Here is a 15,252-nt window from a genome sequence, read left to right as displayed (position 1 = left end):
CTGGCTTTGTGGTCAGCTTCTTTTTCTCGTTATAGAAAAGGAGGGATGACGTGCTTCGTTATCTTTTATCGTTCAAACCATTTGTTTTACTTTTACTAATCGTGAATATTTTAGGAACTATATATGGGTATTGGTGGTATAAAAGTCAGCTTGAAATAACACCAACAATCTTTTTGCCATTTGTACCTGATAGTCCAACAGCAAGTTTGTTTTTTTGCATATTCTTATTCTTCTTCTTGATAAAGAAAAGTGTTCCGCTGATAGAAGCACTTGCCATTATTACTTTATTTAAGTATGGAATATGGGCGGTTGTGATGAACATTTTGACGTTAATTGTGACAGGATATCTTCCGTGGCAGGGGTATATGTTAATTGCTTCTCACGGGGCAATGGCTATTCAAGGTTTACTATATGCTCCTTATTATAAAATTAAAGTTCTTCATATCGTTATTGCTGGTATTTGGACATTACACAATGACATAATCGATTATGTGTTTGGAATGATGCCAATTTATTCGAAATTAAGTGACTTTAGTCAAGAAATAGGTTATTTCACATTCTGGCTAAGCTTACTTTCGATTTGGATTGCCTATTTCCTAACTATTCATCTTAAACGTAAACAAGCGAATCCTCTATAACTACTTGTACTAATTCTACTTATCCTCTCATACATTGAAGCAAGAGTGGTTTGAGAGGGGAGCGTTATGAAACAGATACAAAAGAAAATATTATGGGGATTGCTGGTCTGTTTTGGACTTAGCTTGTTTCACATCGGGTATAGTAGTGCTACATCTTTTTCAGATGAGATGAAAGAGAATACCTATCGCTTCTTACAGTACGTCGAAGAAGGTAGATATGAGGCAGCTGATGCAGTTTTAATTAAATTGAGAAGAGATTATAGTATCGACGATAAAGAATATAGTGTGGTGTTTCAGGATGTTTTAAACGAAGCTCAGAAAGCGCTGATTGATCCTCAGGCGGTTCCGGAGGAGAAATATCATAAAAGTCTCACAGTTGTGCTACTTTATGAGGCTACGTGGAATAAAGTAGATCCTCTTTGGTTATCGTGGAAAGATCATTTGTTAACGGAAATGACGAATGCTTCTTTAAAAGATAACGTCAGACTTCAAAAAGTATATTCTTTATATGAACGACTCCTTCCAGCGGTAAAAGTATCAGGAACAGAGGAGAGCGTTCATATATTGGAAAAACACATGAAAGAATTGCGAGAAATGCAATTACCTACTAGTGATGACTTACAAGAAAATCAGATAAGTGTGTTTGCCCAAGAGGTGAAAGAGGTTGAAGTGAAACGTAAAAAAAGTTTAACAGAAGAACCAGGTTTTATCTGGCTGATGGGTTCTGTTGGCAGTTTAATTTCATTCACATTAATGTATGTAGGTTGGAGAAAATATAAGGGTGAAAAAACGGATGACACCGAAAAAAAGAGAGAGCGGGATAGTTGACTTTCCCGTCTCTTTTGACTAAAATTGACCTTAATAAGATCTTTATATAAAGGTCGATTACATTAGTGGAGGAATGAATAGATGGGTCAATATCTAATTTATTTGGCTTTAATCATTATCATCCCGATTTGGGCGCAAATGAGAGTGAAAAAAACGTATAAGCGATATTCGAAAGTCCGGAACGAATCAAATATGACCGGGGCAGAGGTAGCCCGTAAAATATTAGATGAGAATGGACTCTCTAATGTTCAGGTCGAAGAAGTTAAAGGTACGTTATCCGATCACTATGATCCTCGGAGTAAAGTTGTCCGATTATCTTCAGGGAACTACCACGAACCATCCGCAGCTGCACAAGCTGTAGCAGCTCACGAAGTAGGACACGCCATTCAGGATGCTGAAGCCTATGCCTTTTTACGATTTAGGCATGCTCTTGTACCTGTAGCAAGCTTTGGCTCAAATGCTTCCATTTTCTTAATTATCGCTGGTGCTTTCTTTAGCCAAGTACTATTAGGAGTTGGAATTGCATTCTTCGCATTAGCTGTATTGTTCCAATTCGTTACGCTTCCTGTTGAATTTAATGCCTCAAATAGAGCAATGAACCAGCTTGTATCTTCTGGTATCATTCGTAATAATGAGGAGCGTCAAACTAAGAAAGTTCTAAATGCAGCGGCTTGGACGTATGTAGCGAGCGCTCTAGTAGCTCTACTTGAACTAGTGCGCCTTGTACTCTTATTCACTGGGATGAATGAAGATTAATAAAAGGTAAAAAACGCTTAGAGCAGGTAATGGGCTCTAAGCGTTTTTTCGTTCAGCGAATTTATATTTAGAAAAGCTAACAACAAAAAAGAGCTTCAATATTATTTGAGCTCTTCTTTGTATCTCATTCATGTTATCGTTCAATCGGGTTTTTATCTTCATCTAGGGTAAACCCTTCACCAAGGACATCATGAACAGATGTAACTGCTACAAATGCATGTGGATCGATTGAATTAATAATGTTTTTTAACCGGACAATTTCATTTCGAGCTACTACGCAGTATAAAACATCACGGCTTTCACCCGTATAACTCCCTTTTCCAACTAAAATTGTAACTCCCCGGTCCATATCTTTCATAATTTTATCTGATACAGCATTAGAGCGTTCAGATATAATTGTGGCTCCTCTAGCTGCGTATGCACCTTCTTGAATAAAGTCAATCACTCTCGCGCCTACAAAGACAGCTACAAGGGTGTACATACCTTGAATATAGTTTAGGTAAATCAGTACGGAAGCTAATATGACAAATGCATCGAATAAAAACATGGTTCGTCCCATACTCCAGCCTGCATATTTATGGACGAGTCGTGCAATAATGTCGACTCCACCAGTTGTCCCGCCGTTCCTGAAAATAATACCAAGGCCAACCCCTATGAAGACCCCGGCCATTAGAGAGGCGATAATCATTTCATCCTTTAAGGCAAATTCTACATTATTCATAAATATAGGGAACTCAAATATCCACAAGAAGAATGAAACAGCAAAGGTTCCTATGAGTGAATAAATCAACGTTGTTTTCCCAAGCAGCTTCCATCCTAGGAAGAATACCGGAATGTTTAAGACTAAGTTCATAATTGCAATATTTAGACCGAAGTGGTCAAGAATAAGTAATATACCCGTGAAGCCACCTTCTGCTAGATCGTTTTCCATATTAAAATAAAGGACACCAAAGCTGAATATAGCGGAACCGAGTAGAATCAATAGGATGTTTTTAATTTTAACCCCCATCTTCATCAAGAAGCGCCTCCTTTCGTCACACTCCATCCATTATAGTCAAACAGAGATAAAGGAGCAATAATAGTGAAAAAAATTTGTCAAAAGCCCGCCTTTTAGCTAACATGATAAGAGATTACATATGAAAGTTGTAGAAATGAGGGTTCCTATGAAATTTCAATCAAACGCACTAACATCAAAAGAGATGCAAGAACGCGTTGATGCTTATATATCGCAATTTAAAGAAGGATATTTCTCACCTCTAAGTATGATGGCTCGTATGACAGAAGAAGTAGGAGAACTTGCTAGAGAGGTCAATCATCATTACGGTGAAAAACCAAAGAAATCTTCTGAAGATGATAATTCTATGGAAGAAGAGCTCGGAGACCTTTTGTTTGTGATGCTGTGCTTTGCAAATTCCTTAGATATTGATATGACGGAAAGCTTTGAAACTGTTATGAATAAATTTGAAACAAGAGATAAAGATCGCTGGACGAAGCTCGATTATGAGGAGGACCTTAATAATGACTAATACGAAAATAATAGTGGCAGGACCAAGGGGCAAGATGGGTAGAGAGGCTGTTAAGATGATCCACAACACAGACCACTTTACGCTTGTTGGTTGTGTGGATCATAAAAACGGTGGATTAAGAGTAAAGGATATCGAGGGTTTGCCTGATACAGATGCTCCAATATATCAAGATATTGAGCAATGCTTTAAGAGAATAGAAGCAGATGTATTAGTAGACCTTACTACACCTGAATTTGGCTATAAACACACAAAGCTTGCACTCGAACATGGAATCCGTCCTGTAGTTGGGACTACGGGCTTTACAAAAGAACAGCTCCATGAACTAGAGCAATTAACTGAAGAAAAAGAACTTGGTGTCGTCATCGCACCGAACTTCGCTCTAGGCGCAGTTCTAATGATGCAATTCTCAAAATGGGCAGCAAAATACTTCCCAGACGTTGAGATTATTGAGCGTCATCATGATCAGAAACTAGATGCACCTAGTGGTACTGCAGTAAAAACAGCAGAATTAATTCAAGAAGTACGAGAGGCTAAGCAGCAAGGTCATGAAGAAGAAAAAGAAACACTAGCAGGCGCTCGCGGTGCTGATGTTGATGGTATGCATATTCATAGTGTTCGTTTGCCAGGATTGGTCGCCCACCAAGAAGTGATGTTTGGGTCTAGCGGGGAAACGTTGACGATTAAACATGATTCCATAAATCGTGAATCCTTTATGACCGGTGTTAAATTGTCTGTTGAGAAAGTGATGGAATTAAACGCATTTATCTATGGGTTGGAAAATTTATTAGAGTAGGGAGTAGGTAGTCATGAATATCGCATTAATCGCACACGATCAGAAGAAAGAAGATATGGTTCAATTTGCTACAGCTTACCAGCATATTTTAGGACAACATAGCCTTTTTGCTACTGGTACAACAGGAACCAAGATTACAGAAGCCACAGGATTATCACTACATCGCTTTCAATCAGGCCCTCTTGGTGGCGATCAACAAATTGGTGCTTATGTTGCACAGAATGACATGGATGTTATTTTATTCTTTCGGGATCCTTTAACTGCTCAACCTCACGAGCCAGATGTTAGTGCATTAATGCGTTTATGCGACGTCTATCAAATCCCGCTTGCAACCAATTTAGCAGCCGCGGAAATAATGGTGAGAGCCATTGAACATGGTGATTTCCATTGGAGAGAGATCATTCATAAGAAAAAGCAGCAAGGGTGAAACGAGTATGGAAAGAACAAAGATCGGTATAACCTGTTATCCAACAGTTGGAGGATCTGGGGTTATCGCGACAGAACTTGCGAAGTTGTTAGCTGAAAAAGGGTATGAAATACACTTTATCACATCTAATATCCCGTTTCGGTTAAAAAGAATTTATCCAAATATTTATTATCATGAGGTAGAGATGACGCATTATCCGGTCTTTCAATATCCCCCGTATGATTTAGCTTTAGCTAATAAAATGGCTGAGGTCATTAATCGAGAGAAGATAGATATATTGCATGTTCATTATGCAATGCCTCATGCGATCTGTGCCATATTGGCGAAAGAAATGATTCATCACGACGTAAAAATTGTCACGACATTACATGGAACGGACATAACGGTTCTTGGAGTCGATCCAAGTTTACAAAATATGATACGATTTGGAATCGAACGTTCTAACCGTGTTACGGCAGTATCTAGAAGTCTCGTCAATCAGACGAAAGAGATGCTTAATGTTGAAAGAGAAATGGATGTTATTTACAACTTTGTGGACGAACGAGAGTACCGTGAGCGTGATGAATCTCATTTGAAAGAAGAATACGGTATTGAAGAAGATGATAAGGTTATTATACATATTTCGAACTTTCGCCAAGTGAAGCGAGTTCCTGATGTCATAAAATCTTTTAAAACAATCCGTGAAAAATCTAAAGCAAAACTTCTTTTAGTTGGGGATGGGCCAGACTATTATAAAACTTGTCAACTTGTTAACGAACTTGGCTTAAGAGAAGATGTATTATTTCTCGGTAAACAAGAAAATGTCTCTGAACTTCTTTCTATATCTGATTTGAAACTTCTTTTATCTGAGAAAGAGAGTTTTGGACTTGTTTTACTAGAAGCAATGGCTTGTGGTGTACCTTGTATTGGAACAAACATCGGAGGCATTCCAGAAGTCATTGTACATGAGGAAACTGGATATATATGTGAGGTAGGGGACACTGAAGAAATCGCCGAACATGCGTTACGCCTTCTTTCAGATGGTGCTAAGTGGGAAGAATTCTCTCGTAAAGGGCTAGAACGTGTTCGTAGCGAATTTCTTTCTGAAACAATTGTTAAACAATACGAAGAAGTCTATTCAGATTTACTAGAGGAAAGCGTATGAATAAGAAGCTCGAAAAGCCTTTTTTAGAGGCATTACCTGTGTTGTTTATCTTGATGAAGCAAGGACATGAGGCTTATTTCGTAGGCGGTTCTGTACGAGATCATATCATGGAAAGAGAGATAGGTGATATTGATATCGCCACCTCTGCTCGACCAGAACAAGTACAAGCTCTTTTTGAGAAGGTAATCCCTGTTGGCATTGATCACGGAACAGTAGTTGTTAATTACGAGGGAAATACTTATGAAGTGACTACCTATAGAGTCGACGGTGAATATAACGATTATCGTCATCCTGATGAAGTAAAGTATGTAGCGACTATTGAAGAGGACTTATCTAGAAGAGACTTCACAATGAATGCAATTGCTATGAGCTATAAAGGGGAATTTATTGATCCTTATGGTGGTAAAGAATCGATAGTTAATCGTTCCATAGAAACTGTAAGAGATGCAGCTGAACGTTTTCAAGAAGATCCTCTTCGGATGATGAGAGCGCTTCGATTTACAAGTCAACTAGGGTTTACGATAAGCAGGTCTACCTTTCAAGCTGTTCAAGATTATGCCTATCTACTCGACAAAATTGCAGTAGAGCGTATAGCAGTAGAATTTGAGAAATTCTTAATGGGAGAGTGGGTTCAATCTTCTTTTGAACATTTGATTAAATCCAACCTCCCTCAATACATGCCTGTTTTCACTACCCACCCTTATTTGATGGATAAAAGTAAGGAGTTAAGTTGGGAACCTTTGAATGGACTAGAAGAGGCTTTTGCGATTTTCGTACTTTCTAGTCATGAACTATCTGTTTCCTTATTTAGTGAACAATGGAAATGCTCAAGGAAGGTTAAAAAGGAATCTGAAGTATTGGTGAAAGCCTATAATCTGTTAAGAACCGAGCCTTTAAAATGGGTTGTATATCAACTAGGGAAAGAACGTTTAATCTCTTTTAAAAGAATTTTATCCATTTTGAAGGAGCAAGAGTGTCAGGTGGAAACCCTAAGAGAAATTTCACTAGATCTACCTATATCTTCTAAAAGCGAACTTTCTATTTCTGGGAATGATATGAAAAATTGGTTTCCCGATCAAAAACCTGGACCTTGGATAAAAGCACATATGGACAAGGTTGAGCGAGCTGTTGTAATAGGGCATCTTAAGAATGAAAAGGAAGCAATTGAAATGTGGGTGAAGCAATGGAATCAACAAGAGGGAAGCTGATCGAAATATTATCTAATCATCCAGAAGAATATCTTTCTGGACAAAAGCTTTCACAACAATTAAATATTAGCCGACCGGCTGTTTGGAAACATATGAAGGAATTGGAGAAAGATGGTTATGGAATTGAAGCTGCTCCAAGAAAAGGATATAAAATCATGACTTTTCCTGACAAGGTTAGTACGAATACCCTTTCTTGGGGATTAAAGACTAAGTGGTTAGGTCAAGAGATGATCCATAAACCTAGCGTAACATCAACACAAGTTATCGCTCATCAAGAAGCACAAGCCGGAGCAATACACGGTACGGTTATTGTAGCTGACGAACAGACTCAAGGACGCGGACGTTTAAATCGTTCCTGGCATTCTCACAAAGGGGACGGAGTGTGGATGAGTATTATTTTGCGACCGAAGTTTGAGCCTCATAAATCCCCTCAAATTACTCTTCTGGCTGCTACGGTATTAGCTGAAGTGTTTAAAACATATTGTGGAATTTCACCCCAAATCAAATGGCCAAATGATTTATTAACGGGTGGAAAGAAACTTTCAGGGATCTTAACAGAACTACAGGCCGAGCAAGATCAAATTAATTATATCGTACTCGGTATGGGTATTAATGTTAATCATAGTGTAGAACAGTTTCCAAAAGAAATTGTGGACCAAGCAACCTCATTAAAAATTGAAACAGGTGAGAATTGGGAGATACACACACTTATCCAACAAATTTTAAATACATTTGAAAAACGATATGAGGAATTTATAGAAGAAGGTTTTAGAAGTGTGAAACTTCGTTGGGAAGCCTTTGGTTATCGAATCGGTGAGCATGTTGAAATCACGACACATCAGCAAGAATGGAATGCTTTGATTATGGGCATTGAGCATGATGGAGCGCTTAAAGTTCGGGATGAAGAAGGAAAAGAACATGTTTTGTATTCAGCAGAAATTAAGTGGAGAAGGGGAGAAAAATAATGCTTACCCATACCAAGCTTAAAAAAATGAAAGAAGCTAAAGACCCCATTGTGATGCTAACAGCATACGATTATCCAACAGCCAAGTTAGCTGAATCATCGGGCGTTGATATGATCTTAGTTGGTGACTCATTAGGTATGGTGGTCTTAGGGTATGAATCTACCATCCCAGTAACAGTAGATGATATGATTCATCATGGGAAAGCTGTACGCAGAGGAGCTAAAGAGACTTATTTGGTTGTGGATATGCCGTTTATGTCCTATCATGCTTCTTTATCTGAAACGATGGAGAATGCCAAGCGAATAATGCAAGAGACAGGAGCTCAAAGCCTTAAACTTGAAGGAGCGGGCGATGTGCTTCCTGTAATGAATAAACTAACAATGGCAGGAGTGCCGATTGTGGCTCACCTTGGACTAACACCTCAATCTGTGAATGTATTAGGGGGATACCGAGTTCAAGGAAAAGACATTGAAGCTGCTGAAGCTCTTATGGAAGATGCGAGGCAAGTTGAGAAGAATGGGGCGATTGCTTTAGTGTTGGAATGTGTCCCTAAACAGCTTGCTGCTTTAATTCAGGAAGAATTATCAATTCCTGTAATAGGAATAGGGGCAGGTGAGGGTACAGATGGACAAGTACTCGTCTTTCATGATGTGGTAGAGTTTGGTGTGGATCGGTTACCTAAGTTCGTTAAGTCATACGCTGACCTTAATGGAACAATAACAAATGCTTTATCCACCTATGTTCAAGATGTGAAGAATAAATCATTTCCTACAAATGATCATAGCTTTCAAATGAAAGAGGAACTGATCCCTTCCCTTTACGGAGGAACACATAAATGAAAGTAATCAAAAGCATCTCAGAGATGCAAGCTTATATGAGAGAGAAGGTTAAAGAAGGTAAAGTAATTGGTTTTATTCCTACTATGGGTTACTTGCATGAAGGTCATCAACAGCTCATGAGAGAAGCAAAAAAAGAATGCGATTTTGTTGTGACGAGTATCTTCGTTAATCCACTACAGTTTGGACCAAATGAAGATTTCGATCGATATCCACGAGATGAAAATCATGACCTTCAGATAGCAGAGCAGGAGGAAAATGATATTTTATTTTTCCCCCATGTAGGTGAGATGTATCCAACGGAACAGTCTGTTAAAATGACCGTTCATAAAAGAGTAAACGCTCTATGTGGCAAATCGCGAGTAGGGCATTTCGATGGAGTTGTGACGGTATTGGCAAAGCTCTTCAACATCGTGATGCCCGACAAGGTTTACATGGGAATGAAGGATGCTCAGCAAGTAGCGGTTGTAGATGCACTTATTGAAGATTATAATATTCCAGTAAAGCTAGTTCCTGTTCCAACAGTAAGAGAAGAGGATTATTTAGCTAAAAGTAGCAGGAATGTTTATCTAAATGCATTAGAAAGAGAAGAAGCTCCCTATCTATATCAAGCTCTCTTACATGGAAAAACTTTGATTGAAGAGAATGTCGAAAAATCACCTCAAGCTGTTATTGAGGCTGTTTCGCACTTCATTAAAACACATACCCATGGTAAAATAGACTATGTTGATATCTTGTCATACCCTCAACTTGAGTCATTAGAAGTTTGTAGGGGAGACATGATTATAGCTGTGGCTGTTCATTTTGAAAAGGCCAGGTTAATCGATAATATTCGAGTGTACCAGTAACGGATATATATATATAGGGGGAGAAGAGATGCTACGCACCATGATGAAATCGAAAATTCATCGGGCCCGTGTGACAGAGGCAAATTTGAATTATGTAGGCAGCATTACGATAGACCAACACATTTTAGAGAAAGTTGGTATATTGCCTCATGAGCAAGTGCAAATTGTAAATAATAATAATGGAGCTCGTTTAGAAACATATGTAATACCAGGTGAGAGGCACAGTGGAGTGATCTGTTTGAATGGAGCTGCTGCTCGACTTGTGCAACCTGGTGATATTGTAATAATTGTTTCTTATGGACTTTTAAGTGAAGAAGAGTTAGAAACCTTCCAACCTAAAGTAGCCATTATGAATGAACAGAACCAAATCGAAGAAATGATCGAACAAGAAACACCATTAACGATCATGTAGAGGGTGTCCCTTTCAAGAGGATTGCTCCCCCTATACAAGTAGCCCATTCATGACTTTTTTAGATTATGTTGGGAATGTATTGGGGGCATCTTCATTTGAGTGGTACAGCCTCTTTCTTTTTTGCTTTGTTACGTTCCTTTAGCCATGAAAAGAGGAAGCCTTTTTACTATACTGGCGATCTAAATTCTTCTTTCAATAGTAAGTGATTTTTAGTAAATAAGAAGTACATACAGGAATGCTAGCAAAGCTTTTTCTTAAAATATAGATCGTATTAAGCATGCAGCAAAGAAGGTGAACAAATGGCGAAGTTTGTAGTTGTTGATTTGGAAACAACGGGTCATAGCCCTAAAAAAGGTGACAAAATTATAGAGATTGGTATGGTCACGATTGTAGATGGCGTCATAACGGATCAATATAAGTCGTTCGTCCACCCTGAGCAACCCATTCCGACCTTTATCAGTCAATTAACAGGCATTCAAGATAAAGATGTTCAAGGTGCTCCGTTATTTGATGAGATTGTGGAAGACGTCGTATCTCGCTTAGATGGGGCCTATTTCGTAGCACACCATGTAGAATTTGATCTTGGTTTCTTGGATCATGCAATTAGAGAAGTCACAGGTAATAAGCTCTCCATGCCTGTTATTGATACTGTAGAATTAGCACGTATTCTTATGCCTCAAGCTCCAGGATACAAATTAGGACAACTTGCGGAGTATTTTAATGTCTCGCACAAAGATCCCCATCGTGCGCTTGCGGACGCCTATGTGACTGGGGAGATCCTCTTGAAATTATTACATAAAGCCAAAGGTCTTCCCTACGAAACGTTATCACATTTACTTCAGCTTGAAGCAAAACTGAAAAGTGAAGTAAGTGAACTACTACAAGGAATCGTCAATGAAAAAGCCTTCAGTCTAGATCATACAGAAATGGATTTATTCAGAGGCATTGCAGTTCGTAAACAAGATGATTTTGATGAGGTTTTCCATGCATCTCAGGAAAGTTTTGCTCCTTTTTTAGAGGAAACATTTAAACATGGTGGCTACCTTCACAAACATATGAAGAAGTATGAGGACCGGAAAGGCCAAAGGGAAATGGCTACAACGATTTATGACGCTTTTCAGTCACAAACTCATGCAATGATTGAAGCTGAAACCGGAACCGGGAAATCACTTGGTTATCTCATACCTGCGCTATATGAAGCAATTGATACTGGGGAAAGAGTGGTAGTGAGCACCCATACCACTCAATTGCAATCACAACTTGTAGAAAAAGAACTCCCTTTTTTACAAAGAGCATTACCGTTTTCTTTCTCCTCTGCATTATTGAAAGGGAAGCAACATTATCTAAGTTTGAAAAAGTTCGAACATGAACTCTTTTCACCTACCAATGACAATTACGATGTCGCTTTAACAAAAGCAATGATTTTGGTGTGGTTAACTGAAACGACTACAGGTGATCGAGATGAAATTCAGTTGCCCTCAAGTGGTCAAATTTTCTGGAGAAAAGTATCGGCTGAGGCTGAAGGTTATGCAGATCCAAAGTCGCTTTGGTATCGAATGTCCTTCTATCAACAGGCTAAGAAACGTGCCCAGAAAGCAGATATTATCATAACGAATCATTCCTTGCTATGTACAGATATCATTCGCCAGAGTGGCCTAATAGCTTCCTATAAGAAAATTGTTGTTGATGAAGCTCATCACTTAGAATCTTCAGCTGCTAAACATTTTGGGCTAAGACTTGATTACGTAACCATTCAGTATTTAGTGAATGAAATGGGCGGTAGTCAAAACGGTGATTGGATGCATAACGTTTTATCAGCTTATCCTGAGCTATCCTCGCGTTTAGATATACGTAAATGGGACCAATACATGCAGAGTATAAGGGAAGAAGCAGATGATTTGTTTCGATTTATTTTCTCATATGTTATCAAAAAGCATAATGCTGAGATTACTTTAAATGATGTTGGGCGTTTTCAATATCGTTATCAAAAGGATCAAGAGGATGCTACAGCTTGGAATACTATTGAAGAAATGACTCATCGTGTCTCGTTCTATATGCGTGATGCAATTCAGTTCCTTCATCAATGTAAACAGTATATTACCATGGCTGAAACAAGCAATGAAGCTACAAGATGGACAGAAGATATTACTATGTACATGGAGCGTTTAGAAACAATTATCAATGGCCTTCAAGAGCTATTGATTGAAGATCAAACAAACCTTGTGAAGTGGATTGAATTAGAGGCTTACGGGGCAAAGAATGCGGTATTCCTATACAGCGAGCCGATTGAAGTGGCATCTATGCTTTCTGAGCATTTCTTTGATAAAAAGGAAAGTGTCATACTCACAAGTGCTACTCTAACCATGAAGGATTCTTTTTCTTTCATGTTAAAGCGCTTAGGATTACCACAAGAAGACACGATTCAATATAAAATCCCGTCCCCATTTCATTATGACCAACAAGTTCAGCTGTTAATACCAAATGATTTTCCTAGTGTAAAGTTTGGAGAACAGGAAGATTTTATTCATGCTACATGTGAAGCCATATATTCTTTAGCAAATGTTACAGAGGGACGGATGCTTGTGTTGTTCACATCCTACGACATGCTAAAGAAAACGTATTATGTCATGAAGGATTTTATGGATCAAGAAGAATTTATGCTAATTGCTCAAGGTATATCAAGTGGTAGTCGAACACGTCTTAAGAAGAACTTCCAAGCATTTGATAAGGCCATACTTTTTGGAACGAGTTCTTTTTGGGAAGGTGTGGATATACCAGGAGAAGACCTTACTTCTCTTGTTATTGTTCGTCTTCCATTTCAGCCTCCTAATCATCCGGTTTATGAGGCAAAGTCTCAAAGCATAAAGGAATCAGGTAAAAATGCATTTATGGAGCTTTCACTGCCAAACGCAGTGCTCAGGTTCAAACAAGGGTTTGGCCGTTTAATACGTTCTAGTTCTGACCGAGGCATTGTATTCGTCTGTGACGATAGGATTATGAAAGCTAAATATGGGAAGTATTTCTTGGATTCAATCCCTAAACTTCCTGTTCATTTTGAAAGCACGACAAAATTAATCAAGCAAGCTAAAGACTGGCTATAATAGAGTGATGAGAAATCGCACATCCTAAAGGTATCGTTTAATTAAGGGTGTGAATGGTATGAGGATATTGCTTATAATGTTTCTCATTGTGATCTCTTTTCAAAGTCACCAGGTAGATGCAGAGCGAATGTTATTGGATAAAAATGAAGCGATATTTGTTTTCTTCTCTCTTCCAGACGGAGAAGCCATGCTCATCCAAACCGGAAGAGGAAAAGATTTCCTTGTGAATACAGCGTCTAAAGAAAGCGAAGATGATCTGTTAGAACAGCTTACAAATATAGGGATAGATCAATTAGATTCGATTATCCTCACTAATCAAGAGCAATCAACTTGTGGAAATACTTCAAGAATTGTAGAAAGGTATCATGTGGAGTCTGTTATTCACGGGGCTGACTTAAAAGAAATTTGTTCTAAATCAAACAACCACGCCAAAGAAGTTATTTGGAAAGAAGGAGAACTTCATGAATTGAATCCAGGCTTATCTGTTCGAGTCTTACCTTCAATGGGGGAAAGTGACATGAGTTTATTCTTTATGTATGGGAAGACATCGCTTATGTATTTAGCTAGTGGGGATTTAGAATTGGAACAAAAAATAGCTGACAGTTATCCATTGAAAGCTGAAGTTATTAAGATTGCGGATTATGCAAGGACACAGTCGCCTACTCTTCATTTTTTAGAAGAAGTTGATCCTCATGTCGCAATGGTATTTCCATTGCAGGGATCTCGTCCTAATGAGGGCCTTTTGGAACGTTTACATGAATCTTGGATTGAAGTATATCAGCTGAAAAAGACAGGAACGACTACAATACTTTGTAACTTAGAAGATTATGAAGTGTTATCTTAAAAAATGCTCACTTTTTGTGGGCTTTTTCCCTTTCTATAAAAAAAAACTGCACGATATGACTTCGTGCAGCAAGAATGGGTTAGGAAGAAATTTTTGAAAAATGTGTAGCTTATCATCAAATTGTCAATGGATCATTGTTATAATAAAAAGGTGCTTTCCATTGGTGTACTTTTATGATGTGCACAGCAAGCGGGTTTTATGTGATCCAGATTTTGATAAGCACATGCAAATATCTACAAGACAGACGGAGGGTTATTATGGAAGAACAAAAGGTTGAAGTGATGTCTACAACTCGGGTTGAAAAATCCAATGACCTATACAAGATCGTGGATTCTTTAAATCGTACGTTGAAAGATCAAAATTTAATGTTTGGATTAGCATTGGATGAGAATGATGAGAATACGGCCGTATTTACCATCTACAGAACATAAGTCGGGGAAAGTTCTATTAACCGTTATCATTGCTGTTGTTTTGCTGACCGGATACCTTGGTTATCTTTATTATACAGTTCAAAATGATAAAACAGAGACTTACGCAACATCGAAACAAATAGCTCAAAAAGAAACTCCGTTAAATACCGTAAATTCAGTTTCTCGCTACCATGGAATGCATCAATATGATATAGTAGCAGGCGTGGACGACAATGGAGTAAAAGGATTTGCCTTTATTCCCGTTACAGATGAGAAAGAAGGATCTGTAACATATGTTGAGAATACAGATATGGTTGTGCAGGAAGAGATGCATCGTATTTGGGAAGATCAATGTGCAGATTGCTCCTTCATTGAGATTACCCCGGCAATACATCAAGGTGTGCCATTGTGGGAAATCACCTATAGAGATGAAAACAACCGTTATGTATTTGACTATTATAAAATGGAAAACGGAAAGCGATTTGAGGTTTTTCGTTTACAACAATAGACGTATAA

17 protein-coding genes are annotated in these 15,252 nt (G+C 38.3%); 16 read left to right on the top strand and 1 reads right to left on the bottom strand.

Annotated elements, in window-relative coordinates; translation table 11 throughout:
- Positions 1-50: 50 nt before the first annotated feature.
- The 3 genes from IMZ31_RS10020 to IMZ31_RS10010 all read left to right on the top strand — a co-directional run bounded on the left by IMZ31_RS10020 (position 51) and on the right by IMZ31_RS10010 (position 2,222).
- Entirely contained in the window at positions 51-638 is a 588-nt protein-coding gene (locus IMZ31_RS10020; RefSeq protein ID WP_207527252.1) for a lipoprotein heptaprenylglyceryl N-acetyltransferase LhaT, read from the top strand.
- Between the two features lie 66 nt (positions 639-704).
- Positions 705-1,466, top strand: coding sequence for a sporulation protein YpjB (locus IMZ31_RS10015; RefSeq protein WP_207527251.1), 762 nt, complete (start codon positions 705-707; stop codon positions 1,464-1,466).
- A gap of 81 nt (positions 1,467-1,547) precedes the next feature.
- Positions 1,548-2,222 (top strand): zinc metallopeptidase, encoded by a 675-nt coding sequence (locus IMZ31_RS10010; protein ID WP_207527250.1) that lies wholly within the window; start codon positions 1,548-1,550, stop codon positions 2,220-2,222.
- A 133-nt stretch (positions 2,223-2,355) separates the two neighbouring features.
- On the opposite strand, the gene IMZ31_RS10005 is transcribed toward IMZ31_RS10010, so the two are convergent.
- Positions 2,356-3,237 (bottom strand): YitT family protein, encoded by an 882-nt coding sequence (locus IMZ31_RS10005; protein ID WP_207530366.1) that lies wholly within the window; start codon positions 3,235-3,237, stop codon positions 2,356-2,358.
- A gap of 148 nt (positions 3,238-3,385) precedes the next feature.
- Here IMZ31_RS10005 and IMZ31_RS10000 point away from each other — a divergent pair, with 148 nt between their 5' ends.
- From IMZ31_RS10000 to IMZ31_RS09940, 13 genes are all read left to right on the top strand, one after another.
- Positions 3,386-3,748, top strand: coding sequence for a nucleotide pyrophosphohydrolase (locus IMZ31_RS10000; protein ID WP_207527249.1), 363 nt, complete (start codon positions 3,386-3,388; stop codon positions 3,746-3,748).
- Positions 3,741-4,541 carry a 4-hydroxy-tetrahydrodipicolinate reductase gene (dapB, locus tag IMZ31_RS09995; protein WP_207527248.1) on the top strand — a complete coding sequence of 267 codons (801 nt, stop codon included), beginning with the start codon at positions 3,741-3,743 and terminating at the stop codon, positions 4,539-4,541. The genes IMZ31_RS10000 and dapB overlap by 8 nt, the downstream gene beginning before the upstream one ends.
- 13 nt (positions 4,542-4,554) lie before the next feature.
- Complete coding sequence (mgsA, locus tag IMZ31_RS09990) at positions 4,555-4,968, top strand: methylglyoxal synthase (RefSeq protein WP_207527247.1); 414 nt, start codon at positions 4,555-4,557, stop codon at positions 4,966-4,968.
- Between the two features lie 7 nt (positions 4,969-4,975).
- Positions 4,976-6,112, top strand: a complete 1,137-nt coding sequence (gene bshA, locus IMZ31_RS09985; RefSeq protein ID WP_207527246.1) for an N-acetyl-alpha-D-glucosaminyl L-malate synthase BshA — start codon at positions 4,976-4,978, stop codon at positions 6,110-6,112.
- A complete protein-coding gene (locus IMZ31_RS09980; RefSeq protein ID WP_207527245.1) occupies positions 6,109-7,320 on the top strand; it encodes a CCA tRNA nucleotidyltransferase in 1,212 nt (403 codons plus the stop codon). The genes bshA and IMZ31_RS09980 overlap by 4 nt, the downstream gene beginning before the upstream one ends.
- Complete coding sequence (locus tag IMZ31_RS09975; RefSeq protein WP_371825447.1) at positions 7,284-8,285, top strand: biotin--[acetyl-CoA-carboxylase] ligase; 1,002 nt, start codon at positions 7,284-7,286, stop codon at positions 8,283-8,285. The genes IMZ31_RS09980 and IMZ31_RS09975 overlap by 37 nt, the downstream gene beginning before the upstream one ends.
- Positions 8,285-9,124 (top strand): 3-methyl-2-oxobutanoate hydroxymethyltransferase, encoded by an 840-nt coding sequence (panB, locus tag IMZ31_RS09970; protein ID WP_207527244.1) that lies wholly within the window; start codon positions 8,285-8,287, stop codon positions 9,122-9,124. Before IMZ31_RS09975 ends, panB begins: the two co-directional genes overlap by 1 nt.
- Positions 9,121-9,969: a pantoate--beta-alanine ligase gene (panC, locus tag IMZ31_RS09965; protein WP_207527243.1), complete on the top strand. Its 849-nt coding sequence runs from the start codon at positions 9,121-9,123 to the stop codon at positions 9,967-9,969. Before panB ends, panC begins: the two co-directional genes overlap by 4 nt.
- A 28-nt stretch (positions 9,970-9,997) precedes the next feature.
- On the top strand, positions 9,998-10,381 hold the full coding sequence (panD, locus tag IMZ31_RS09960; RefSeq protein WP_036779346.1) for an aspartate 1-decarboxylase: 384 nt from the start codon (positions 9,998-10,000) through the stop codon (positions 10,379-10,381).
- A gap of 299 nt (positions 10,382-10,680) precedes the next feature.
- Positions 10,681-13,482, top strand: coding sequence for an ATP-dependent DNA helicase DinG (gene dinG, locus IMZ31_RS09955; protein WP_207527242.1), 2,802 nt, complete (start codon positions 10,681-10,683; stop codon positions 13,480-13,482).
- Positions 13,483-13,540: 58 nt separating this feature from the next.
- Positions 13,541-14,326, top strand: coding sequence for a ComEC/Rec2 family competence protein (locus IMZ31_RS09950; RefSeq protein WP_207527241.1), 786 nt, complete (start codon positions 13,541-13,543; stop codon positions 14,324-14,326).
- A gap of 257 nt (positions 14,327-14,583) precedes the next feature.
- Entirely contained in the window at positions 14,584-14,757 is a 174-nt protein-coding gene (locus IMZ31_RS09945; RefSeq protein WP_207527240.1) for a YpmA family protein, read from the top strand.
- Positions 14,720-15,244 carry a cell wall elongation regulator TseB-like domain-containing protein gene (locus IMZ31_RS09940; protein ID WP_207527239.1) on the top strand — a complete coding sequence of 175 codons (525 nt, stop codon included), beginning with the start codon at positions 14,720-14,722 and terminating at the stop codon, positions 15,242-15,244. The genes IMZ31_RS09945 and IMZ31_RS09940 overlap by 38 nt, the downstream gene beginning before the upstream one ends.
- Positions 15,245-15,252: the final 8 nt, after the last annotated feature.

This window comes from Pontibacillus sp. ALD_SL1 (assembly GCF_017355605.1).
The sequence above is the reverse complement of the archived record's forward strand: the minus strand, read 5'-3'. Positions and strand labels throughout refer to the sequence as shown.